Annotated in this window: 21 protein-coding genes and 2 pseudogenes; 15 read left to right on the forward strand and 8 right to left on the reverse strand. The window is 64.4% G+C overall.

Features of this window, described 5'->3' with window-relative positions:
• Positions 1-86: 86 nt before the first annotated feature.
• The gene (locus V3B64_RS09180; RefSeq protein WP_012479369.1) at positions 87-554 is read right to left on the reverse strand and encodes an SET domain-containing protein-lysine N-methyltransferase; all 468 of its coding nucleotides are present in this window, start codon (positions 552-554) and stop codon (positions 87-89) included.
• A gap of 209 nt (positions 555-763) precedes the next feature.
• Between V3B64_RS09180 and V3B64_RS09185 the strand changes: the two genes are divergently transcribed.
• The 5 genes from V3B64_RS09185 to V3B64_RS09205 all read left to right on the forward strand — a co-directional run bounded on the left by V3B64_RS09185 (position 764) and on the right by V3B64_RS09205 (position 6,067).
• Positions 764-1,219: an SUF system Fe-S cluster assembly regulator gene (locus V3B64_RS09185; RefSeq protein ID WP_005408436.1), complete on the forward strand. Its 456-nt coding sequence runs from the start codon at positions 764-766 to the stop codon at positions 1,217-1,219.
• Between the two features lie 18 nt (positions 1,220-1,237).
• A complete protein-coding gene (gene sufB / locus V3B64_RS09190) occupies positions 1,238-2,713 on the forward strand; it encodes a Fe-S cluster assembly protein SufB (protein WP_043396952.1) in 1,476 nt (491 codons plus the stop codon).
• A gap of 74 nt (positions 2,714-2,787) precedes the next feature.
• Positions 2,788-3,552 (forward strand): Fe-S cluster assembly ATPase SufC, encoded by a 765-nt coding sequence (sufC, locus tag V3B64_RS09195; protein ID WP_019337095.1) that lies wholly within the window; start codon positions 2,788-2,790, stop codon positions 3,550-3,552.
• Complete coding sequence (gene sufD, locus V3B64_RS09200) at positions 3,552-4,814, forward strand: Fe-S cluster assembly protein SufD (protein ID WP_121503982.1); 1,263 nt, start codon at positions 3,552-3,554, stop codon at positions 4,812-4,814. Before sufC ends, sufD begins: the two co-directional genes overlap by 1 nt.
• Entirely contained in the window at positions 4,811-6,067 is a 1,257-nt protein-coding gene (locus V3B64_RS09205; protein ID WP_121503983.1) for a cysteine desulfurase, read from the forward strand. The genes sufD and V3B64_RS09205 overlap by 4 nt, the downstream gene beginning before the upstream one ends.
• Positions 6,068-6,244: 177 nt before the next feature.
• On the opposite strand, the gene V3B64_RS09210 is transcribed toward V3B64_RS09205, so the two are convergent.
• The 4 genes from V3B64_RS09210 to V3B64_RS09225 all read right to left on the reverse strand — a co-directional run bounded on the left by V3B64_RS09210 (position 6,245) and on the right by V3B64_RS09225 (position 7,906).
• Positions 6,245-6,547 (reverse strand): hypothetical protein, encoded by a 303-nt coding sequence (locus tag V3B64_RS09210; RefSeq protein WP_121503984.1) that lies wholly within the window; start codon positions 6,545-6,547, stop codon positions 6,245-6,247.
• 58 nt (positions 6,548-6,605) lie between these two features.
• A complete protein-coding gene (locus V3B64_RS09215; RefSeq protein ID WP_147427830.1) occupies positions 6,606-6,998 on the reverse strand; it encodes a hypothetical protein in 393 nt (130 codons plus the stop codon).
• Between the two features lie 91 nt (positions 6,999-7,089).
• Positions 7,090-7,506: a hypothetical protein gene (locus V3B64_RS09220; RefSeq protein WP_147427832.1), complete on the reverse strand. Its 417-nt coding sequence runs from the start codon at positions 7,504-7,506 to the stop codon at positions 7,090-7,092.
• 34 nt (positions 7,507-7,540) lie between these two features.
• Entirely contained in the window at positions 7,541-7,906 is a 366-nt protein-coding gene (locus V3B64_RS09225) for a hypothetical protein (RefSeq protein WP_329913997.1), read from the reverse strand.
• Between the two features lie 147 nt (positions 7,907-8,053).
• Here V3B64_RS09225 and V3B64_RS09230 point away from each other — a divergent pair.
• Positions 8,054-8,186, forward strand: a pseudogene (locus tag V3B64_RS09230) (cysteine desulfurase CsdA); the annotation flags it as partial.
• A gap of 55 nt (positions 8,187-8,241) precedes the next feature.
• Positions 8,242-8,477, forward strand: a pseudogene (locus tag V3B64_RS09235) (aminotransferase class V-fold PLP-dependent enzyme); the annotation flags it as partial.
• A 187-nt stretch (positions 8,478-8,664) separates the two neighbouring features.
• Here the strand turns inward: V3B64_RS09235 and V3B64_RS09240 are convergent.
• Genes V3B64_RS09240 through V3B64_RS09250 form a run of 3 tightly spaced genes read right to left on the reverse strand, consistent with a single transcriptional unit; the run spans position 8,665 to position 15,203 of the window.
• Positions 8,665-9,033 (reverse strand): DUF4288 domain-containing protein, encoded by a 369-nt coding sequence (locus V3B64_RS09240; protein ID WP_121503986.1) that lies wholly within the window; start codon positions 9,031-9,033, stop codon positions 8,665-8,667.
• A gap of 8 nt (positions 9,034-9,041) precedes the next feature.
• Positions 9,042-9,881, reverse strand: coding sequence for an RHS repeat-associated core domain-containing protein (locus V3B64_RS09245; RefSeq protein WP_121503987.1), 840 nt, complete (start codon positions 9,879-9,881; stop codon positions 9,042-9,044).
• A 3-nt stretch (positions 9,882-9,884) separates the two neighbouring features.
• Positions 9,885-15,203: a wall-associated protein gene (locus V3B64_RS09250; RefSeq protein WP_329913998.1), complete on the reverse strand. Its 5,319-nt coding sequence runs from the start codon at positions 15,201-15,203 to the stop codon at positions 9,885-9,887.
• 241 nt (positions 15,204-15,444) lie between these two features.
• On the opposite strand from V3B64_RS09250, the gene V3B64_RS09255 reads away from it, so the two are divergent.
• The 8 genes from V3B64_RS09255 to V3B64_RS09290 all read left to right on the forward strand — a co-directional run bounded on the left by V3B64_RS09255 (position 15,445) and on the right by V3B64_RS09290 (position 23,973).
• Complete coding sequence (locus V3B64_RS09255; RefSeq protein WP_121503989.1) at positions 15,445-15,984, forward strand: GNAT family N-acetyltransferase; 540 nt, start codon at positions 15,445-15,447, stop codon at positions 15,982-15,984.
• Entirely contained in the window at positions 15,981-16,313 is a 333-nt protein-coding gene (locus V3B64_RS09260; RefSeq protein ID WP_329913999.1) for a non-heme iron oxygenase ferredoxin subunit, read from the forward strand. Before V3B64_RS09255 ends, V3B64_RS09260 begins: the two co-directional genes overlap by 4 nt.
• A gap of 203 nt (positions 16,314-16,516) precedes the next feature.
• On the forward strand, positions 16,517-16,921 hold the full coding sequence (locus V3B64_RS09265) for a hypothetical protein (RefSeq protein ID WP_329914000.1): 405 nt from the start codon (positions 16,517-16,519) through the stop codon (positions 16,919-16,921).
• A gap of 154 nt (positions 16,922-17,075) precedes the next feature.
• Positions 17,076-19,364, forward strand: a complete 2,289-nt coding sequence (locus V3B64_RS09270) for a TonB-dependent siderophore receptor (protein ID WP_329914001.1) — start codon at positions 17,076-17,078, stop codon at positions 19,362-19,364.
• A gap of 68 nt (positions 19,365-19,432) precedes the next feature.
• Positions 19,433-20,152 (forward strand): tetratricopeptide repeat protein, encoded by a 720-nt coding sequence (locus V3B64_RS09275; protein WP_329914002.1) that lies wholly within the window; start codon positions 19,433-19,435, stop codon positions 20,150-20,152.
• 10 nt (positions 20,153-20,162) lie between these two features.
• Positions 20,163-20,840, forward strand: coding sequence for a Fe2+-dependent dioxygenase (locus tag V3B64_RS09280; RefSeq protein ID WP_094002066.1), 678 nt, complete (start codon positions 20,163-20,165; stop codon positions 20,838-20,840).
• 164 nt (positions 20,841-21,004) lie between these two features.
• Positions 21,005-21,406 carry a hypothetical protein gene (locus tag V3B64_RS09285; protein WP_329914003.1) on the forward strand — a complete coding sequence of 134 codons (402 nt, stop codon included), beginning with the start codon at positions 21,005-21,007 and terminating at the stop codon, positions 21,404-21,406.
• A gap of 146 nt (positions 21,407-21,552) precedes the next feature.
• Positions 21,553-23,973, forward strand: coding sequence for a TonB-dependent receptor (locus tag V3B64_RS09290; RefSeq protein WP_329914004.1), 2,421 nt, complete (start codon positions 21,553-21,555; stop codon positions 23,971-23,973).
• Positions 23,974-24,075 lie beyond the last annotated feature (102 nt).

The raw sequence follows: 24,075 nt of genomic DNA on the forward strand, positions 1-24,075 counted from the left end.
GGGGGCTCCGTCCCGCCGCGCCCGGGCCGCGCCCGCCCCCCCCCCCCGCCCGCCCCCCCCCCGCCCCCCCCACTACCCGCTGCGGGTCAGCGCTTGGGCTGCAGCATGGTGCCGGTGCACTTGGGCGAGCCGCAGCGGCATTCCCAGATCTTCTTCAGCTTGGCGGTGTGGCGCTCGGCCAGGGTGATGCCGTAGTTGTAGGTCAGCTCTTCGCCGGCCTTGATGTCACGCAGCGCCTCGATGAACACCTTGTCGCCGCGGCTGTCGCCGTCCTCGTCTTCCTCGATCACCGCCTCGCAGTTCGGGTCGCAGCTGTGGTTGATCCAGCGCGCGTCATTGCCCTTGTAGTTGGCATCGATCACCCAGTCGTCGTTGAGGGTGAACAGGAAGGTATGGCCACTTTCGACGTCGCCGCTGTCATCGGCATCAACGTCGCCGTGGCTGCGCAGCAGGCCCTTGTACTGGATCACGCGCTCGCCCTGCTTGATCGGGGCCACGGCGAACACGCCGTTGCCATGGATGGCGGACTTGCGGGCTTGGATCTTCTTCGGCATCGGCACGGGCTGTTTGCAGCGAATGGAACAGGGATTCTCGCCCATTCCGGGTGATTGCGAAAATCACCCCGTTGGCGCAGCATTGCGCCCTGGCACCGGCCCCGGTGTGTCCTCCCGGCCCGGCCCCAGCGCCGGCTGAATGCCCGGGTTGGATGGTGGCGAATAAAAGCGTACAATTTCAGTCCGCTTTAAGAACCACTCGCATCCCCATGTTGCGCGTCACCAAACTCACCGATTACGCCACCGTCGTGCTGACCGTGCTCGCCGCCCGTCCGGGCGAGGTGCTCAGTGCCACCGAGCTGGCCGAATTCACCGGTCTGGAGCCGCCCACCGTCAGCAAGGTGCTCAAGCCGCTGGCCCAGGCCGGCCTGGTTGAAGGCCTGCGCGGCGTCCGTGGCGGCTACCGCCTGACCCGCCCGGCCATCGAGATCTCGCTGTTCGAAGTGGTCGAAGCGATGGAAGGGCCACTGGCCCTGACCGAATGCAGCCACGACCACCACCAGTGCGGCATGGCGCCCAAGTGCGGCGCGCGCAGCAGCTGGCGGCTGATCAACGACGTGGTCTCCGAGGCCCTGCGCGATGTCACCCTTGCGCAGATCCTGCCCCCTCTCCCCCTTGCCGATGACGAACAGCGCCGCACCATCGCTGTCGACGTCGTCTCCTGATCCGTAGGCAGCCCCCCCATGGCCACCGAAACCATCGAAAACGTCGCCCACGACGACACCCCCAACCGCGAGATCCACGAGCAGCTCGGCCGCAAGTATTCGGCCGGCTTCATCACCGAGATCGAATCGGACTCCCTGCCGCCGGGCCTGGACGAGGACACCATCCGTGCCCTGTCGGCCAAGAAGGAAGAGCCGGAGTGGATGACGCAGTGGCGCCTGGACGCCTACCGCCACTTCCTGACCATGCCGATGCCGGACTGGGCCAAGCTGGAGATCGCGCCGATCGACCTGCAGGCGCTCAGCTACTACTCCGCGCCGAAGGGCCCGAAGTACGCCTCGCTGGATGACGTGCCGAAGGAACTGCTCGACACCTACGACAAGCTGGGCGTGCCGCTGCACGAGCGTGCCAAGCTGGCCGGCGTGGCGGTGGACGCGGTGTTCGACTCGGTGTCCGTCGGCACCACGTTCCGCAAGGAACTGGCCGAGAAGGGCATCATCTTCTGCTCGATGTCCGAGGCCATCAAGGAACACCCGGAACTGGTCCGCCAGTACCTGGGCACCGTGGTGCCGGTGGGCGACAACTACTTCGCCGCGCTCAACTCGGCGGTGTTCTCCGATGGCAGCTTCGTGTTCATTCCCAAAGGCGTTCGCTGCCCGATGGAACTGAGCACCTACTTCCGCATCAATGCCGGCCACACCGGCCAGTTCGAGCGCACCCTCATCGTGTGCGAGGACAAGGCCTACGTGTCCTACCTGGAAGGCTGCACCGCGCCGATGCGCGACGAGAACCAGCTGCACGCTGCGGTGGTCGAGCTGGTCGCGCTGGAAGACGCGGAGATCAAGTACTCCACCGTGCAGAACTGGTACCCGGGCGACGAGAACGGCGTCGGCGGCATCTACAACTTCGTCACCAAGCGTGCCGAGTGCCGTGGTGCGCGCAGCAAGGTCACCTGGACCCAGGTCGAAACCGGCTCGGCGATCACCTGGAAGTACCCGTCCTGCGTGCTGCTGGGCGACGACTCGGTCGGTGAGTTCCACTCCGTGGCGCTGACCCATCACCGCCAGCAGGCCGACACCGGCACCAAGATGATCCACGTCGGCAAGCGCACCAAGAGCAAGATCGTCAGCAAGGGCATCAGCGCCGGCCGCGGCCAGAACACCTACCGCGGCCTGGTGCGTGTGGACCGCAATGCCGATGGCGCGCGCAACTACACCCAGTGTGATTCCCTGCTGATCGGCAAGCAGTGCGGCGCGCACACCTTCCCCTACATCGAGGTGAAGAACCCGGGCGCCACCGTCGAGCACGAGGCCACCACCTCGAAGATTTCCGACGACCAGCTGTTCTACTGCCGCGCCCGTGGCATCAGCCAGGAAGACGCGGTGTCGATGATCGTCGACGGCTTCTGCAAGCAGGTGTTCCGCGAACTGCCGATGGAGTTCGCGGTGGAAGCCAAGAAGCTGCTGGAAGTCTCGCTGGAAGGTTCGGTGGGCTGACCGCCCGCCCCTGCCCCTCGCAAACGCATTCTCTTTACCGGCGGGCCGCGGCCCGCCCCACGGAAACCCCCACCATGCTGAAGATCGAAAACCTCCACGCCCGCATCGGCGACAAGGAAATCCTCAAGGGCCTGTCGCTGGACGTCCAGCCCGGCCAGGTGCACGCCATCATGGGCCCGAACGGCGCCGGCAAGTCCACCCTGGGCAATGTCCTGGCCGGCCGCGACGGCTACGAAGTGACCGAAGGCAGCGTGCAGTTCGACGGCGTCGACCTGCTGGAGCAGGACCCGGAAGCGCGCGCCGCTGCCGGCCTGTTCCTGGCGTTCCAGTACCCGGTGGAAATCCCGGGCGTGAACAACACCTACTTCCTGCGCGCGGCACTGAACGCCCAGCGCAAGGCGCGCGGTGAGGAAGAACTCGATTCCATGCAGTTCCTCAAGCTGGTGCGCCAGAAGCTGGCCGTGCTGCACCTGAAGGACGAACTGCTGCACCGTGGCGTCAACGAAGGCTTCTCCGGTGGCGAGAAGAAGCGCAACGAGATCTTCCAGCTGGCCGTGCTCGAACCGAAGCTGGCGATCCTGGACGAAACCGACTCGGGCCTGGACATCGACGCGCTGAAGAGCGTGGCCGACGGCGTCAACGCACTGCGCGCCGCCGACCGCTCGTTCCTGGTCATCACCCACTACCAGCGCCTGCTGGACTACATCAAGCCGGACGTGGTGCACGTGCTGGCCGATGGCCGCATCGTCAAGAGTGGCGGCCCGGAGTTGGCGCTGGAACTGGAAGCGCACGGCTATGATTTCCTGAAGGACCGGGTCGTGCCCGAGGCGGCGGTCTGATGAGCGCCCTGCTTGATTCGATGGCCCAGGCCTTCTGCGGCAGCGATGCGCGCCGCGAAGTGCTGGATGCGGCCCTGCGCGACGGCCTGCCGGCCGCCCGCAACGAAGCCTGGAAGTACACCTCGCTGCGCCAGCTTGAACGCCGTGCGTTCGCTGCGGCACCGCTGCAGGGTCCGGCGCTGGACGCCACGCTGCTGGACGACATCCCGGCGCCGCGCCTGGTGTTCGTCAACGGTCGCCTGGATGCCGCGCTGAGCGACGTGCAGGCCCTGCCGCCCGGCGTGCAGCTGCAGCCGCTGTCGGCCGCACTGGCCTCCGGCGAAGACGCCGTGCGTTTCCTTGGCCGCCGCTACGAACGCAGCGAGGAGATCTTCGCCCGCCTGAATGCCGCGCTGGCCGATGAAGGTGTGGTGTTGCGCGTGGATGAAGGCGTGCAGGTCGAAACGCCGCTGCAGCTGGTATTCGCCAGCGTCGCCAGCGACACCGACCTGGCCTGGCACCACCGTCACCTGATCGAACTGCGTGCCGGCGCCAGCCTGGGCGTGGTCGAGCACCGCTTCAGCGTGGGTGACTCCGCCCACCTGGACAACACCGTGCTGCATGCCCACGTCGCCCGTGATGCCGTGCTCAAGCACGCCCGCGTGCAGGCAGGCAGCGCGCGCCAGACCAGCTTCCTGCGCACCGACGCGGTGCTGGCCCGCGACGCGCAGTACCACCGCGTCGACCTGGAACTGGGCGCCGCGCTCAGCCGCCATGAACTGAACGTGCGCCTGGAAGGCGACAATGCCCAGCTGACCGCCAACGGCGTGCTGCTTGGCAATGGCCGCCGCCACGTCGAAACCCGCCTGGGCATCGACCACATCGCACGCGATACCGCCTGCGAACTGCTGTGGCGCGGCGTCGCCGCCAACCGCAGCCGCGTGGTGTTCCATGGTGGCATCCAGATCCGTGAAGGCGCCGATGGCACCGACGCGAACCTGTCCAACAAGAACCTGCTGCTGTCGGCCGATGCCGAGATCGACACCCAGCCGACGCTGGTGATCGACGCTGATGAAGTGAAGGCCGCGCACGGCGCGACCGTCGGCCAGCTCGATGCCAATGCGCTGTTCTACCTGCGCTCGCGTGGCCTGCCGCAGGCACAGGCGCAGGCTCTGCTGAGCGCCGCGTTCTGCCACGAGCCGCTGAAGGTCCTGCCGGACGCGCTGCGTGCGCAGCTGGCACGTCGCCTGGACAAGGCCCTCGCCGAGGCGGGTGTGGCATGAACCTGTCCACGCCGCGACCGATCGAAGAACGCGCCGGCGCCCCCGACTGGGACCGCGTCCGCCTCGACTTCCCGCTGCTGATGCGTGAAGTGCATGGCAAGCCGCTGGTCTATTTCGACAATGCCAACACCGGCCAGAAGCCGGTGCAGGTGATCGGCGCGGTGGACGAGTTCTACCGCCGCTACAACGCCAACGTCAGCCGTGCGGTGCATGCACTGGGCAGCGAGGCCACCGATGCCTACGAAGGCGCACGCAACAAGCTGGCGCGCTTCCTCAACGTGCGTCCCAGCGACCTGGTGCTGTGCAGTGGCACCACCTTCGCCATCAACCTGGTGGCCTACTCGTGGGCGCTGCCACGGCTGAAGGCCGGTGACGTGATCCTGATCACGCGCATGGAGCACCACGCCAACATCGTGCCGTGGCAGCTGGTCGCGCAGCGTACCGGCGCCACCATCCGCGTGGCCGAGATCACGCCTGACGGCGCACTCGATCTGGATGCGCTGCGCGCGGCAATGACCCCGGAGGTCAAGCTGCTGGCGGTTACTCATGTCTCCAACGTGCTGGGCACGGTCAATCCGGTGCGCGAGATCTGCCGCGAAGCGCGCAAGCGCGGCATCATCACCGTGGTCGATGGCTCGCAGGCCGTGCCGCACCGCAAGGTCGACGTCGCCGCGATAGGCTGCGACTTCTACGCCATCACCGGCCACAAGATGTGCGGCCCGACCGGCACCGGCGCACTGTGGGCGCGCCGCGAGCACCTGGACGCGATGCCGCCGTTCCTCGGCGGCGGCGAGATGATCAAGGAAGTCAGCTTCGACGGCACCGTGTTCAACGATGCCCCGCACAAGTTCGAAGCCGGCACCCCGAACATCGCCGGTTTCATCGGCCTGGGCGTGGCTGCCGACTACTTGCAGCAGCTTGGCCAGGAGAACGTGGAAGCACGCGAAGCCGAACTGCTGGCGCACTTCACCGAAGAGCTGCGCCGCGTTGACGGCCTGCGCATCATCGGCGAAGCGCCGGAGAAGGCCGCCGTGGTCTCGTTCCTGATCGACGGCGCGCATGCGCACGATCTGGCCACCCTTCTGGATCTGGAAGGCGTGGCCGTGCGCTCTGGCCAGCACTGCGCGCATCCGCTGCTGCAGTACTTCGGCGTCGCGGCTACCTGCCGTGCCTCGCTGGCGTTCTACAACACGCACGCCGAGATCGAGCGTTTCATGACCGCGCTGACCAAGGTGCGCAAGCTGCTGGGCTGAGGATTCGCCAGAACCAGGAAAGTACAAGAACGCCGCAGGAAACTGCGGCGTTCTTTTATTGCGCGCTGGACGCAAGCAAGCAGAGGCGTGACCGGGAAACACCGAGTGATGCCAGGAACGGGCAATCTCACCGTAACGCCGATCCATCCACCATCAACGGCCTTGAGGCGCCGTCTTTTACATGCCAACAAGCATGGATACCCCGGAGGCAATCAAGAAGACGTACATCATCACGACGCCCCTCAACACCCACCGGTCCCCCTGATGGAGCGTCTGCCCTTTGGAAGTAAGGGCAAGCACTGCAATACCGCGCAAGCACCTAAGCCACCAATCAACCTTGATGATTCCGACTGCAGCGAGTACTTCCGGCCGTTCACGCTCGATTTTAAGCAACATCCTGTGAGCCGCAAATGCGTTTATCCACATGGCACCTAGAATGATGGAAGTCCAAATGGGGAAGCTTTCAACAAGGCTTTTCATCGCTCTTCACCCTGGCGCCCCGCTATAAAAACTCGTCAAACACGCTTCGCAGACCAAATCAATCCGCAATTTCTGCAATACGGCAAACCCCTCCACCCACATCCACCCCAATCTTGACGTAGAGATTATTCGTAAAATACACATCCCCATGGCAAACCACGCGGATACTGCTCTCGTAGTAAGTTACAAGAAGTGAGGAATCAGTAGCGACCTCAGGCTTCACAACCCTACTTTCACCGACAGGAATTGATCCTACGCCTACCACACCACCACCAACCTCCAAGCTGACGCCATAAATCACGTCCCTTCCAACATTCTTTACAACAATCACCGGATCCGAAAACCAATCACAACCCTGCAACCCCAGCGAAAGAACCACAGCAGCCAGGCATGATTGGATTCGACCACTCCACGCGGTTGAATACTCAGCATCCAGCTTGCATTTCGCCATCTCTTGCAGCCTCCGAACATGGAAACGGATTCCTGTGCGACTGCCGGAACCACACAGGCCACGAGCACCACCACCGCGAGTACCGCCCGAATCAGTGGAGATCCAACTCTTTTTCCAGCCGACAGCCCACCCTCGACCTCTCGGCAATAATCGTCACGCACTCATTCATAGGAAGCCCGCAGGTGTCCGCCGACCTGACGACACCTTGATGATCGGCCAAGACGAAATATACCCTCGCCCTTTCGCTTCCAGCCTGTTCAAATGATTTCCTGACATCAATTAAATGCACCCTGCATATTTGCGCTTCCGGCACACTCTCGGAAGAACTGAAAACTGACTCGAGCGCCAGTGCGTAGTGATTAGCCGCTGCGTTTCCCGACCCATGATTTATGACCACACCCAAACCTTCATCTCTTCCGCCGCAGGCTGTAAGCCCCAACAAGCAAAGCACCGCCACAATAATATCGACCAGCAGCCCAAAGCGATCAAGCACTTGGGAATTCTTCACTGAAACCCCTCCCAAAACTTAGCGCACCCGCAATCTACATCCTTTCACAGAACCCGATCATTCGCTTCACAATGACCGAGGCACACTGGTCTTCGTCAATACCGCAAGTCCCCGCATTCAATAATCTCCCGCCACCATCAGTCAATACATAGAAGATCCTTCTATTTCTCCGACCTTCCCGAGAGAGTTCGAGCTGCGATACCACCAACTCTGCATTCACTTCCCGCGCCCCATCCACAGGGCGCGAATGTATTACCTCATCCATATCAGCATGGATCTTCTGAGATGAGGAGCTGTCGCGGTCCTGGTTGGCCACCCGAAGAAGACAACTGCGGTCCTGCACACAGGAGGCAAGAAGCGGCATCGATAAGGCAGCAGATAGAAGAACTTTGATCTTCATCGAAACCGAACCCAGTCACTTTCCCGAGAGTTGCTTATCAAGACGCTTTGCGTCAAGCCGCCCTTCGACCCTGAAGAACCCCATGAAATTGCTAAGTCGATGCCGAGACGTCATATCGTTGTTCAGCATCGCATCGGCGAAGCGCTGGAGAAGGCTGCCGTAGTCTCGTTCCTGAACGATGGCGCGCTTGCGCAAGACCTAGCCACCCCGCTCGACTTGGCACGCCGAGATCGAGCGATTCATGACCGCATTGACCACGGTGCGTAAGTTGCTTGGATGAAGATTCACCAGAGTCAAGCACGTGCGAGAACCCCACGGGAAACCTCGGCGAAGCGCCGGAGAAGGCCACAGTGGTGTTGTTCCTGATCGATGGCGCGCTTGCCCACGACCTCGCAACCCTGCCCGACCTGACAGAATGAAAGCGCGCTCGGGCCCGAGCTACGCGTGGCCGCTGCTGCAGTACTTCGGCGTCGCGGCTACCTGCCATGCCTCGCTGGCGTTCTACAACACGCACGTCGAGATCGAGCGGCTCATGACCGCGCCGACCAAGGTGCGGAAGTTGCCAGGGTGATATTCCGGAAGAAGCACGGGATAGATGCAAACACCGCAGGGAACTACGGCGTTTCTTGTTGGCCGATGGGCACATCATAGAAAGCAGCACCCCGGCAAACCACAGCCCCCACTTCCATCACGGAAAACCAATCAATGGATAAAAAAACCGAGCCCCCTGGCATAGAAGCAAAAACTGGAAACACACATCACTCAATGTAGTTAACAGCAACTAATTCACCGCGAGCAATTCTCTCAACGTCGAGAATACTCCCAACCTCCATCACAGAGTAAGTGAGCTCCACCCCAGAGCAAATTGCAGAAGAATCTGCAACATCGGAATCAACCTGAACAGAAATCAGCTTCCTAATTCCCGAGAATTTGTATTCCGCCCTTTTCCCATCACATTCAAGATAGCTATCCACACCAATTTGCTCATACTCAAGGGCGATCGACTTCGCCTTAAACATAGCCTTTTCTTCGTCTTCCGCACCAATCAAGTACACATTCTCGTGCACGACAAATGAATCCTGCCCTTCATATTGATAGAAAAATACCGCATGAGCACAGTACCACATTCTAGACCTCACCCATTCTCTTCACGTTTTGTTTTATTCCTAAGACCTCTAGCCTTTTCCTCTGTCTGATATCGCCGCTTCTCCTTGCCAGAAATTCCTGGCTGTCGAGCACGCCTACTTACTTCTTCATCCGTTAGGTCACGAAGCCCCGAGTCGCGGACGTTCTCTTTTCCCTTTGAGTACTGAGCCAACTCGCCACAGGGGGGGCCACCGGGCATCTCGCATGGAGACGCCCCCATTTCGTTAGGCGTTAGCAACAATACAGGCAACAAGACCACACGCGGGACAACAAATCCACCCAGCGCTGGCAAAGAAATGCGCGGAAGGGAGGTCGGCGTTGCCCTCACTGGCGCGACAGGCATCGGCATTGGCGGAGCGATCGCGTTGACAGTTGGCAGCGTGGTCGTCTCTGGGGGCGGCTCAACCTTGTCAGTTGGAGCTCGCCCGTCCGAATCGAGGTACCTTTGCGGATTTCCACGCGCGTACCAGTAGCGGTTGAAATGTTCATGCTGTTGATCATGCGGCGTCACCTCGTCAACTGAGATAAACATCCCAAGTTGTGCGTCGTAGTACCGCTGCTGCATGTAACTCAGCCCGGTCCCCGAGTCCGTCACATGCCCCGTATATCCCGGCCCATCCTTCAACGGCCGATTCACCACCGCCCCATACGGCTCATACACCGCACGCTCGATGACGTTTCCGCTGGCATCGGTGATCGCCACCGGTGAACCCAGTGCATCAGTGTGGATGTACTCGACCACTTCCTGGGCGACTGCCGGAGCCACGCAGGCCGCCAGCACCACCACCGCGAGTACCGCCCGAATCAACAGCGAAGAGAGTCCATTCATGGCTTAGTCCCAGCTCAGTACACCTTGGGTGACCGGCCGTTCGGCCGACCATGGGGAGCAACCGCCTGCATTACAGGCACGCACGCGATACTCATGCGCGCAGTAGGTCCCGCCATTCGACTGCACGTAGGTCTTGGGGCCCGTGTAAAGACGCTTGCCACCGCCACCGCTTTCAAGCTGATACTCGGTTGCGTCTGCCACCAGACTCCATCCTGCAGAGCACTGGACCTGATAGGGCGGCCTGCGGGTCGTCAACCACTCTGCTAGATAGAGACTCGTCGCCCCCGGCGGCAGCACCACCGCGACAGTCACGACTCCCGAGTACGGACTGCACCCCGCGAAATTGCACGCCCTCACGCGATAGGCGTAGCTGCCTTTGCCACGGCTGGCACCAAAGCTGTTCCCGCCGCCGTTATGCACCACCGTCCAGCCACCACCGTTGGCACTCTCCTCCAGCACGAAGCTCTCGCTGTTGGCCGGCACCGACCAGCTCAGGCTGTACTGCGGCACGTTCACCAGGCCCGGCGCACTGATCACCGGCTCGATCGTCGGCGGCCCGATCACCGCTACCGTCGACGTAGCCGACCACGGTCCGCAGCCCGCGCCATTGCAGGCGGCAACCCGATAGCCATAGTTGCCCACACCGCGCGCAGCGGTGGCATAGGAACCCGCGTTGCCGTCGAACAGCGTGACCCATCCGCCACCATTGCTACTCTCCTGCAGGGTGTAACGCGTGGCACCAGCCACCCCGTTCCAGCCAATGCCGATACTGCCCGGCGCAGCGCGTGCCGGCGCAGAGAGTCCGGGCGCAGTGGCAGGCGGATATACGACCGTCACCGCAGCCGTGGCGCTGTATCCCGTGCACCCCACCGGGTTACATGCGCGAACCCGGTAGTTGTAGCTTCCCGCTGCCTTGCCACTGAAGGCCTTGGACTGACCGATGGCGTTATGCACCTGGACCCAGGCGCCACCATTGGCGCTTTCCTCCAGCTCATAGCGCTCAGCACCGGAAGCCGCAGACCAAGCTACGTTGTAGCTGCCGTTGAAGGCTGTGGCAGGCACGTTCAGGGTCGGCACGGTGGATGGCGCCAATGCCACGGCCACTGACGCGACATTGCTCCATCCGCCACACACCGCACGACAGCCGCGCACGCGGAACTGATAGGTCCCCGTGACCAGGCCGGTGCTGGTGAACGATTGCGCCGCGCCATCGAAGACCGTGCTCCAGGTGCCCGCAAGGGCACGCTGCAACTCATAGCGGTTGGCACCACCGGCCGGGCTCCAGGTCAGGTTCACGCTGCCCTGGGTGATGTAGCCCGGCGCACTCAGCGCGGGAACGCTGGGTGCCGCTTCACCATGCACCTGGGAAACCAGGCTGCCTGACAGGTAGAGATAGTCGGTCTGCTTGCCGGTACGTTCGTTGCGCTGGAATCGCAGCACGCCGCCGTTGTCGTAGAACGAGTAGATTGCCCCCTTGCCACTGGCACCAGCCTTCACCCGGCGACCGTGGGCGTCGTACTCGTAGCTCTCTGCTGTTCCCGCCGCGCGCAGCCGGTTGCCGTAGTCAAACGCGAAAGCCTGACCATTGCGCACCGAAAGATTGCCCTGCACGTCATAGCCAAGACCGGTCACGGTTGCCCCGGTTCCGGTTTCGATCACGTTGACCAGCCGATTGGTCGGATCGAAGTAGTGCGTACGATCGCGGCTGCCGACCTTGGCACGGCGTAGGTTGTCCAGCGCGTCATACTCATACAATGCGTTGCCGAAGCCCGGTGCAGTGACCGTCCGCAACCGGTCCAGGCCGTCATAGGTCATGTCCCGGTTACCGGGCGCCCCGGGCAGGCCATCGGAAATGGCCATCACGTTGCCGCCAGCATCGTAGTCATAGCTGTCATCCAGCACTGCGGCCGCTGCGGTGGCATCGCGGCTGCGGTCGGGCAGCCCGCGGGCATTCTGGGTCAACGTGTGCACGATCCCATTGCCATACACGAAGCGGGCCAACGCGCCATTGGCAAAGTAACTGGCCTCCTTCGCATAGCCGCCGACCGTCGTCGCCCGACCCAGTGCGTCCGGCGTATAGCTGACGACACGCCCACCCGGATAGGTATTGCTGGCCAGTGTGCCGTTGGCATCGTAGCCATATACCAGGCTCAGGCTTCCCAGATCCGGATGCTGCAGGGTTTCGCCGCTGAGCAGGCGGCGGCGGTTGTACTGGTAGCGGTTGACGACCATCGGCCGGGCCGGATCGTTCTGCGTGCTGATCTCGGCCGGCAGACCATCAGGCGCGTAGGACCAGTTCTGATTTCCGCGCCCATCCGGGAAGATCAGGGTCGACAGGCGGTTGGCGGCGTCATAACTACGCTTCACCGCACGTCCGCTGGCCAGGGCTTCACTGCGGTTGCAGTCGGTCGTGCTGGTCAAACCCGTGCCGGCCGCCGACCACAGCACGTTGCCTGCCGCGTCGTAGTCCTGCACGGTCGCACCGGTTTCCGGCTCGATGGTCTTGCACAGCTGCTGGTAGCCGTCATAGACGTAGCGGCGGGTAAGCGACTGGCTGCCGTCTGCATTGCGGCGGGTGATCGCCAGCGGCTTGCCCAGCGTGTCGCGCTGGATCTCGGTCACCACGCCTTCCGGGTGCTGCAGCGTCAGCGGCATCTCGTAGCTGGGCTGGTCGTAGGCAAGGTGACGAGTGGTCGTGGCCTGGCCGCGGGGGGTGGTCACCTTCACCGACAGGTTGCCCACGTACTCGGTGCGGGTAACCAGTGCCCCAAGCTCGGACGATTGACTGATCACGGTGGGGCGGCCCAACGCGTCGTACTGCGTCGTGGTGCCGGTCAGGGCGGCATTGATATCGGAGAGCTGCCGCGTGGGATACGAGGCAAACACGGTCTTGCCGCTGGTGTCGTAGCGGGTCACCACGGCGCTGTCCAGCACGTTGTTGGCGTTCTCGGTCACCAGCACCGGGCGGAACATCGCATCCAGGTAGGTATCCGTGCGCCGCCCGCCCTGCGTGCGCGAGTGCTTCCATGCGCCGGCGGGCACCCCCAGCTGCGCGCCACTCAGTCGCTGCAGGTCCATGGTTACGCCATTCCAGTTCACGCTGTCGCCGCCAGGGAACTGCTGGCTGCGCAGCCTGCCCATGCTGTCGTAGCTGAAGCTGGTGGTTGCGCCGGTTTCGTCGGTCAGCGAGGTGATCCAACCGTTGTCGTCCACGGCAACCGTGCGCACCGCACCATTGGGCGCTTCGGGCGTGGCCGGCATGCGGAGCTGCTGCGGAACACCACGCTTCCATCCCGACAGATGGCTGGTATTTCCACGGCCATCGGCCACCGAGGCAACCGTGCCGTCGGCTGCATAGGTCACCTGCTGCGCCAGGCGGCCAAATGCGTAGGCGCGCAGCGGCAGTGCTTTGGCCGTATCGAATTCGGTGCGGGACTGTTCGATGCCATTGAGCACACTGCGCGCCGTCTGGCCGTTCACCCATAGCGCGGGATTGTCGTAGTAGCTGGTGCTGCTGGTGCGACTCTGGCCAGCGGAATTCGCTTCGACGACGGTGACTTCGCGCGCAAATGCATCAAAGGCCTGCACGGTGCGGGTGAACTGCACGCCATCCTGTTCCACAACAGTGGATTGAACGGGGCGGTTGTAATGGGCCTTGAGATCGCTCGCACCGTACTTGAAGTCCTTGCCGGCCTCTTTCGGGAAGGGTGCCGCATCCAGCTGGGCATCCGGATAGTAATTGTTGCGGTCAACGCGCACGACCGAGCCACCCGCACGCGTTGTCGTGGACAGCAACAGGCCGTCGTTGTAGGCAACTTCCTTGCCGAACTCGTAGACGCGAACGACACCATCGGGCAACGTCTCGGTAGTGATCTTCGGCTCCGCCTGGCCTACCGGGATTACTGGACCGCCCAGGTCCTGAGCGTAGGCACCATTGAGATTGGTGTATTGATAGGTCCACTGTGCAGTAGGCATCCCCGGACCGCTGATGGTCTTGGCCACCAGCGACATTGCGTCACGGTAGACCGGCGTGTAGTTCCAGCCATCGGCAAACAGGTGATTGTCACCAGAGGTCTGGCAATCCAGCTTCACATTCTTGCGCCCATGGCGGAACGGACGGAACAGGAACGTTCCCAACGCACCCGACGGATGCTGGATACTCAGGGTGATCTCGCTGGCCACGATCTTGTTGACGCGCGAGCATGTGGCCGGGTAGTCCATGTACTCCCAGATGCCCTGCCCGATGTAGTCGGCGTACTTGTGGGTGACTGACAGCGGCGGCAGGTTGTAGACCCATTGGGTTCCGTCCGGCAGCGTCACTGTCCGCAGGATATCGGCCTCCGTGTACCCGTAAATCCAGGTGCGCCCTGCAGCGGTTGCGGATGCGATCAGTCCTTTCGCGTTGTAGGCCAGGCTGATCTCGCGGCCATCGTTGGCAACCATGCGCAACAGCCGGTCGCCGCTCCACTCGTAGCGCACCCAGTTGCCGAAGCGATCCACAACCTGCGATGGGTACAGGAACACAAGCTTTCGATTCAGCAGTGCATTGCTTTCAGGTCCGTAGGGTTGCAGCGTTGCACCGTTGTGGGGCTTGGCGACCATCCAGTCGAAGTAGTACTTAGTGCCGTCGGGAGCATGCCCAAGGAAGCCTTGTCCCGGCTGTCCACTCTTCAGGGCGGTCAGGCAACTGAACGTCCAGCCGCCCTTGGTATTCCAAGGCGCCGGTTCGCCAAACTGTGGCTGCGGCTGACGCGCATCACCGCTGCCTCCCAGGACCGGCTCACCGCCACCACCTGGCAGGGAGAGGCGCACGCCATCCCAGAAAGTATTGGGATAGAAATTTACGGTCTGGGTGCGGCGACGGTTCCAGACCTCCAGTGACGGAGGCGCCGCCACCGTACTGCAGCGCGCAGCGGGCGCCCAATAGCCGACAGCAGCGGTCTCCGGCAGATCGCCATAGACGCCGGACATGGACGGGATATCCAGATCCCAATCCGAGAATGGGCTCTCACTACTGCGATCGCCATCGCGATAGCTGCGGCCCAAGGTCATCGTCAGGCTGCCATTGCCCGGAATCGAAACATCCGTGGCCTTGAAGCTGATCGAACCGTCATAGAGGTTGACCTGCTCGCCGAAGACCTCGCCCTTCAGCGGTTCGACAATGTCCCCGTACTTCAGCCGCTTGTCGTACTCCTGGCGCCAGGTGGGAACAATCTGGGCGGAAACGCCGACCGGTGCCAGCACGCACAGGGCAAAGACACCCAGAAGCAGACCCTTGGCAGCCGTTGCGGCGCGCGGATGAGAAATGAGGCCAGACTGCATGAAGATCCTCCCTGGATCGACGTCCCTGTGTGCCCCACCTGCGCCGAACGGCAGTTGGCCTTCGACCAGGCGGCACCCACTCCGGCAGACAGCCACGCGTTGCTTCACGGTGGGCGGGTGCTGACCATGGATATGAACGAATAATGAAGATGGCGTCAACCCCGCGCATTGGCCAAACTCGGCAAAGCCACCCCAATCGGCTGCCTCCCGCGCCCTTCCCCGCTCCACCTAGAATGTCCCCATGAGCACCCTGACCTTCCGCGCCGCCACGTCGGCCGACATCCCCGCCCTGATCGCCCTGGTCACCTCGGCCTACCGTGGTGACGCCAGCCGCGCCGGCTGGACCACCGAAGCCGACCTGCTGGACGGCGCCCGCATCGACGCTGAAGGCATCCAGGCCGACCTGGACCGCCCGCGCTCCACCATCCTGCTGGCCGAGCGCGATGGCCAGCTGGTGGCCTGCGCCCACGTCGCCGATGTCGATGGCAAGGGCTACTTCGGCATGTTCTCGGTCGATCCGGCCCAGCAGGGCGGCGGCGTCGGCAAGCAGCTGATGGACGCCGCCGAAGCCCACGCCGCACGCGAATGGAAGGTGCCGGTGATGCAGATGACGGTGATCGACGTGCGCGACGAGCTGATCGCCTTCTACGAGCGCCGCGGCTATCTGCGCACCGGCATCAAGAAGCCGTTCCCGTACGGCGACGAACGCTTCGGCATTCCCAAGCGCGACGACCTGCGCTTCGAGATCCTGGAAAAGCCGCTGGCCGGAGCCGCCGCGTGAGCGATACCTGGACCTTCGTCTGTGCCAGCACCGAGCTGCTGCCGGGTGAAATGAAGAGCGTGTTCGACGAGGTAACCGGCACGCCGATCGTGGTGTTCAACCTCGACGGTGAGTTGTACGCGCTGGAAGACCAGTGCACACATGAAGAGTTCGAGCTGTCCTCGGGCGAGTTCAACACCACCGAGGGCAGTGTGGAGTGCGTGCTGCACGGCGCGCGCTTCGACGTGCGTGACGGCCGCGCCCTGTGTGCCCCGGCCTACAGCCCTGTGCCCAAGTTTCCGGTGAAGCGCGAGCACGACGCTGTCTGGACCCGCGACGACCGGGATTGAGGCGGCGCTCGGCCCAGAGAGCCCCCCCAGAGGGCGCCCCGCGGGAGAGCATCCACCCATGGGGTGGATCTACCGGAACGTCATGAGGGCGTCCCCAGGCCGCTCCGGGGCGGCCCCAGCGGCCCGTCACGCCCCGCACATGCGAATCATTATCGTTGATGTTATTCTACGTAACATCTTCGTAACGACTTCGCCCCCGCGCCATGGCTTCGCCCGCGCCCACCGCCACGCTGTGCCAGCTTGCCCGTCAAGGGTGGCCGCTGCTCGTGGCCGTGCTGCTGACGCTGCTGCTGGGCTGGTCGGCACTGCACGAAGGACGCGGCAGCAACCCGGCTACCCACGGCTGGCAGGCACACGCTGAAGATCTGCAGCAGGTCATGCCGGTGCCGGCCCCGCCGGCGGACGAGTGCCCGCACCATGCCGCGCCAGCACCGGAGCCGCCGCTGGATGGCGAGGGCACCACGCCCTGTACCGGACTGGCTCCCGCGCGCGCCGCCCTGGTCGCGCATGTTCCGCTGTGGCGCTCCGACGCCCTGCGCTGGCAGCTGCACGATCCCGCACTGCGGTTGAACCCCGGCCACGCTCCGCCCGCACCGCACGCCAGCTGAGGCGCCCTGCGGCCGTTGCCGTGCGCCTGATTGCGTTTCCTGCCAGCCGAGCATGGCTCGGCTCTACAGAACCCACCTCCCGCCTGTCGCCGCACGCCCATCTGCGCCGGCTCGCGCTCGCCCTTTCCCGATCCAAGCCACCGCCACCCAGACCATGACCCACATCACGTCCCGCAAGCACGCCCCGCGCGTTTCCCTGCTCGCTACCGCCACCCTTGCCGCCGGCTTCGCACCGCTGGCCGCACAGGCCGCCGACAGCGCCGATGCCAGCTCCCGCAAGGCCACCGACCTGGACAAGGTGCAGGTGCGCGGCAGCTGGTTCAATCCGTCCTCGCCGAAGTTCACCGCCGAGCTGCTGGACACCCCGAAGTCGGTGTCGATCGTCTCGGAGAAGCTGATCGCCGAAACCGGTGCAACCAACCTGCAGGACGCATTGCACATGGTCCCGGGTATCACCTTCGGTGCCGGCGAAGGCGGTAACCCGACCGGTGACCGCCCCTTCATCCGTGGCTTCGATTCGCAGAGCAACGTGTTCGTCGACGGCCTGCGCGACGTCGGCTCGCAGACGCGCGAGATCTTCGACCTGGAGCAGGTGGAAGTGGTCAAGGGCCCGAGCTCGGCCTACGGCGGCCGTGACTCCGGTGGTGGCAGTCTGAACCTGGTAAGCAAGACGCCGAAGTTGAAGAACGAAACCAGCGCCAGCATGGGCATCGGCACCGACAGCTACGCGCGCGGCACCGTGGACGCCAACTACGTGCTGGGCGATGGCATCGCCGCCCGCCTGAACCTGATGAAGCACGAGTCGGACATCGCCGGCCGCGACGCTGCCAATGTCAGCCGCTGGGGCATCGCACCGTCGATCGCGTTCGGCCTGAACGGTCCGGCACAGCTGATCGCCAGCCACTACCACATGCAGAGCGATGACCTGCCGGATGCAGGTGGTTTCCCGTACGGTAATCCGAACGGTGCGCCGGCCTCGAAGTGGGTCGATGGCCGCCCGATGGTGCCGGACCGCAACAACTACTACGGCCTGGTCGACCGTGACTTCCAGCGCACCCGCGCCGACATCAGCACCCTGGACGCCAGCTACGACTTCGGTGGCCACAAGCTGCGCAACATCGCGCGCCTGGGCAACACCAGCAACGACTACCTGTGGACCCAGCCGGACGACAGCCAGGGCAACCCGAACAACTACGGCACCTTGTGGCGCCGTACCAACAGCCGCGCCGTCGACGTCAAGAGCTTCGCCGACCAGCTGGGCCTGACCGGCGCGTTCCAGACCGGCGCGCTCAAGCACAGCTACAGCGCCGGTGTGGAGTACAGCGACGAGAAGATGACCCGCGGCAGCTACCTGATGACCCCGGGCACCAGTAACCCGCTGACCGGCAACAGCAAGTGCCCGACCACCGGCGCGGCCACCGGCTACAACTGCACCAGCTTCGCCAATCCGAACCCGAACGATCCGTGGGCTGCGACCCACGCGGTGTATCGCAGCGACAAGGCGCTGGACGTCGAACAGCGCACCAAGACCACCTCGGCGTACCTGTTCGACACCATCGAACTCAACGCACAGTGGAGCTTCAATCTCGGCCTGCGCTACGACGACTTCCGCACCACCCTGACCACGCCGGTGGCCGGTGCGGCGCCGACCCGCGTGCGCAATGACAACGACTTCCTGAACTACCAGGCCGGCGTGGTGTTCAAGCCGGCGGCCAACGGCAGCATCTACCTGTCCTGGGGCACCTCTTCGACCCCGCCGGGCATGGACGGAGGTGACGGCTCCGACGGTCTGAGCGCGGCTGTGGCCGACCTCAAGCCGCAGGACACCAAGAACCTCGAACTCGGCACCAAGTGGGACCTGCTCGACAACCGCCTGAACCTGACCGCGGCGATCTTCCACACCGTGATGAACAACGCACGTGTGACCATCGACAACGGCACCAGCCAGAACGCCGGCAAGAAGGAAATCAACGGCTTCGAGCTGGGCTTCAATGGCCAGTTGACCGATGCCTGGAGCCTGTACGGCGGCTACACCTACCTGGATTCGGAACTGAAGGACAACGGCTTTGTCTGCGCCGTATCGGGCCGCACCTGCCCGAGCGGCATCTACGTGCCGTCGCCGAACAACGGCAACGTGTTCCCCAACACCGCCAAGCACAGCGCCAACCTGTGGACCACCTACCGCTTCCCGATCGGCCTGACCATCGGCGCCGGTGCGTTCTACTCGGACAAGCAGTACGGTGACGTCGCCAACACCAAGTGGATTGCCAGCTACACCCGCTTCGACGCGATGGCCAGCTACGCGATCCAGGACAACATCAGCCTGCAGCTCAACGTGCAGAACCTGACCGACAAGACCTACTTCACCAAGGCCTATGCCTCGCACTACGCGAGCATCGCCCCGGGTCGCTCGGCCACCCTGGCACTGAACGTGAAGTTCTGATGTAACTCCGCTCCACCACGGCGGCAGGCTCTCCTGCCGCCGTTTTTGTTTCCGGCGATACTCACCTCATGGCAACCCGTACCCCCATCGACAGCGATGCCCTGGCCGAGCTGCTGCAGCACGATCCGCAGGCCGCGTTCGCACGCGTGCGCGACGCCGCGCAGGCTGGACAGGTCGATGCACAACTGCTGCTCGCGCAGATGCACATGGAAGGCAAAGGCACCACACAGGACGCCTCGGCGGCACTGCTCTGGTACGAAACCGCCGCCAACAACGGCGCGCCGATGGCGATGAACATGCTGGGCCGCTGCCACGAACTGGGCCAGGGCACCGCGCCCGATCCGGTGCTGGCCGCGGTGTGGTACCGGCGCGCGGCCGATAGCGGGCTGGACTGGGGCCTGTACAACCTGGCCAACCTGCTGGCCACCGGCCGCGGTGTACCGCAGGACCGCGCGCAGGCGCTGGCCCTGTACACCCGCGCCGCGCACCTGGGCCACGCCAAATCGATGAACCTGCTGGCCCGCCACCTCGAAGACGGCCTGGAGATCGAACGCGATCCGCAGGCCGCCCTGGGCTGGTACCGGCGCGCGGCCGAGACCGGCGATTTCCGCGGCCAGGCCAACTACGCCTCCATCCTGCTGCAGGCCGGTCAGATCGAGCAGGCCGTGCACTGGCTGCGGCTTGCACTGGCCCACGGCAGCCCGGCGTTCATGGCGCACATCGTGCCGGAACTGGCCGCGTCGCCGCATCCGCAGGTGCGCGCCCTGGTCGCACCGCCGTCCCTCTGAGGAGTCCCGCATGCTGCTGCACATCCCCGACATTCTCAGCGCAGACCAGGTGGCCGACTTCCGCCGCCGACTGGATGCCGCCGACTGGACCGATGGCCGCGAGACCGTCGGCCATCTGGGCGCGCAGGCCAAGCACAACCAGCAGCTACCCGAGGCCTCACCGCTGCGCCGCGAACTGGGCGAGATCATCCTCGTCGCACTGGCCCGGCACCCGCTGTTCTTCAGCGCCGCGCTGCCGCTGAAGTACCTGCCACCACGCTTCAACCGCTACAGCGGCGGCGGCACCTACGGCTTCCATGTCGATGGCGCGGTGATGAACCTGGCCAACGGTGAACAGCTGCGCTCGGACATCTCCTGCACCCTGTTCCTGTCGGCGCCCGACGAATACGAAGGCGGCGAGTTGATCATCAGCGACACCTACGGCGAGCACGAGGTAAAGCTGCCGGCCGGCGACCTGATCGTGTATCCGTCCAGCAGCCTGCACCAGGTGCGGCCGGTCACCCGCGGTGCGCGCGTGGCCTCGTTCTTCTGGGTACAGAGCATGATCCGCGACGATGTGCAGCGCCGCCTGCTGTGGGAAATGGATGGCTCGATCGAGCGCCTGCGGCAGACCGGCGGTGACGCCGAGGCGGTGCTGCAGCTGACCGGCGTGTACCACAACCTGCTGCGACGCTGGAGCGAAGTCTGAGCCACACCCGGCCGACCCGCGACAAACTGGCAATCATTCTCATTTGCAACAGCTAACAGCTCTCATTACAATCACGCCCCGTTGATGCCGGCCGCTGCCGGCAGACCCCTGGGGACCCCTGCTTGCTGCGCCCGCTTCGCCCTCGCCCACTCATCCATCGAAAGATGGGCACCGCCATGCGCGGTCAGCGTCCTGCGCTGGCCAGCCTGCTGGCGTGGGTGGCGATGCTGGCTTTGCTGCTGGGCACCCTGCCGCTGCTGCCACACGGCCAGGCCGGAATGGCCGTGCAGATGCCGCTGGAAGAGCGCGGTGGCGAAGCGTCCCCGCAGGAAGAAGCACCGGCCAAACTGCGCCGCTGTGCTGCCGCCCCGGTGAAATCGGCCGAGAAGGCGCGCCCGCTGCTGCTGCTGGCCAGCCAATGGCTGCGCACCGAGCTTGAACTCGTACCCGCCACGCCGGCCATGCCCGGCGTGCGCCCGGACTGGCCGCTGGCCGCTCCGGACACGCCCTGGGCCGACGCGCCCGGGCGCCGCCAGCAACGCGGCCAGGCGCCGCCGCTCGCCTGAATCACGGCCCCGCGTGACCGCCTGCGCGGTCGTGCCCGCACGCCGCTGCCTGCTTCATCCCTGCCGCCCCTGACCGGGCCTCCCCGTGCATGCCGCGCCGTTCGCGCCTGGCATTGCACCACCCTGCATCCTTCGAGGTTACTGCCATGGCCCAGCGCCATCGTGTCCGTTCGTCCCTGTCCCGTACCCTGCTGACCAGCGCCGTGCTGGCAGCCATGACCGCCCCTGCCTTCGCCCACGGTGACGCTTCCGGCGCGCCACAGACGCTGGACAAGGTGGTGGTCACCGCCTCCGGCTTTGAGCAGAAGGTGGTCGATGCACCCGCCAGCATCAGCGTGGTCAGCCGCGAAGAACTCAGCAAGCGCCCGTACACCAATCTGGTCGACGCGCTGCGCGACGTTGAAGGCATCGACGTCGGTCTGGAAGCCAGCGACAAGAACGGCCGTGCCACCATCTCGATGCGCGGCCTGCCCTCCGAGTACACCCTGGTGCTGATCGACGGCCGCCGCCAGAGCAATGTCGGCCAGCTGTATCCGAACAACTTCGGCGGTGGCCAGTTCGCCTACCTGCCGCCGCTGGATGCCATCGAGCGCATTGAAGTGGTGCGCGGCCCGATGTCCACGCTGTACGGCTCGGATGCAATGGGCGGCGTGATCAACATCATCACCCGTCGCAACCAGGACAGCTGGCACGGCGCGCTCACCCAGGGCTTCACCGTGCAGCAGGACGATCAGTTCGGCGATGCACGCACCACCGACGTCTACCTCAGCGGCCCGCTGGTCAAGGACCGCCTGAGCCTGGCAGTACGCGGCAGCTACTACGACGCCAAGGCCTCCAATCCGGAGTGGGATGCACTGACCCTGCCAGACGGCAGCCTGTGGGAGCGCAGCATCGGCTTCGGTGGCGGCGGCAAGTCGGTGGCCAACACCAACTGGAACACCGGTGTGCGGCTGAACTTCCACGTCAACGATGACCACGAACTGTGGCTGGACTACGACGTGTCGCGGCAGAAGTACGACAACAGCGAGGGCCAGACCGGCACCCTCGACAGCCTGGCCAGCCTGTGGCGCGTCGGCAATGCCGTCATCCCCAACCCGAACGGCAGCGGCACCGTCACCCGCCGCGTGGTGCAGCCGCGCGTGGGCTACACCGCCTACCAGCGATACGAGCGCGACCAGTTGTCGCTGACCCACCAGGGCCGTTACAGCTTCGGTACCTGGCAGACATCGCTGACCCACAGCAAGAGCAGCAACCTGGGCCGCTCGCTGCCGCTGACCCTGGACGAACGCGCCAACCTGCAGACACTGTGGAACGACGTCTGCCGCCGCACCGGCGGCGCCAACAACTGCGCGGCCGGCCGCGGCAATGCACTGGCCGCCCTCAACCCAAGTGAAATGGCACGCCTGCAGGCATTCCTGCCGCGTCCGCTGCGCACCATGGAGCTGGAAGGCTACGTGCTCGACACCATGCTCGACCTCGACTTCGGCGCGCACAAGCTGACCGTCGGCGGCCAGTACAACGACACTGACATGATCGACGGCGTGTTCGGCATGGACGGCGCCGGTTACCGCAGCAACACCAAGCAGAAGCACCGCATGTGGGCGCTGTTCGCCGAGGACAACTGGTCGCTGACCGACACCCTCACCGCCACCTTCGGCCTGCGCTACGACGACCACAACGTGTTCGGCAGCCATGTCAGCCCGCGCGGCTACCTGGTGTGGAACGCCACTGACGCCTGGACCTTCAAGGGTGGCGTCAGCACCGGCTACAAGACGCCGCGTCCCGACCAGCTGTTCCCGGGCATCACCGGCTTCGGTGGCCAGGGCGTGCTGCCGCTGGTGGGTTCGCCGAACCTGAAGCCTGAAACCAGCACCAACTACGAGCTGGCCGCGTACTACGAAGGCCAGCGCTGGGGCTTCAATGTCACCGGCTTCTTCAACAAGTTCGAAGACAAGATCGCCAGCGGCGGCACGTTCCCGAACTGCGAAGTGGCCCGCGCCGGCAGCGGTTACTGCGTGGACATCGGCCCGGGCTGGGCGGCACTGGGCTACAGCACCTTCACCCAGAGCGTGAACATCGACAAGGCCGAGACCCGCGGCGCAGAACTGGCCGGTCATGTCGACCTGCTCGACAACCTGCAGTTGCGCGGCAACTACACGTGGACCAAGAGCGAGCAGACCAGCGGCCCCGACAAGGGACGCCCGATCTCTGGCACCACGCCGGCAAAGCACATGGCCAACGCCAGCCTCAACTGGCAGATCAACGAAGCGATCAGCCTGTCGCTGATCGGCGAAGGCCGCTACGACCGCTATCGCGACACCCTCATCGACAGTGCCGGCGCCCGCCACGTGCGCTATTACGAGGACTACACGATCTTCCATCTCGGTGGCAGCTGGAAGGCCACGCCGTGGCTGACGGTCAACGCGCGGGTCAACAACCTGTTCGACAAGGACTTCGTTTCGCAGTCGTGCCTGCTGCTCAATCCCAGCGAGTTCAGCTGCGTGGACGACTACGCGACCAAGGACCAGCGCCGCAGCTACTGGATTTCGTTGAACGCGAAGTTCTGATCGCCACGCACCGGTAGTGGCGGCCGCGGGGCCGCCCCCCCCCCCCCCCGGGGGGGGCGCCCCGGGTGGGGCACCCCTCCAACACCCCACGCCGGGGGCTAC

The sequence above is a fragment of the Stenotrophomonas sp. SMYL86 genome (genome assembly GCF_036320025.1).
Lineage (GTDB): Bacteria > Pseudomonadota > Gammaproteobacteria > Xanthomonadales > Xanthomonadaceae > Stenotrophomonas > Stenotrophomonas maltophilia_A.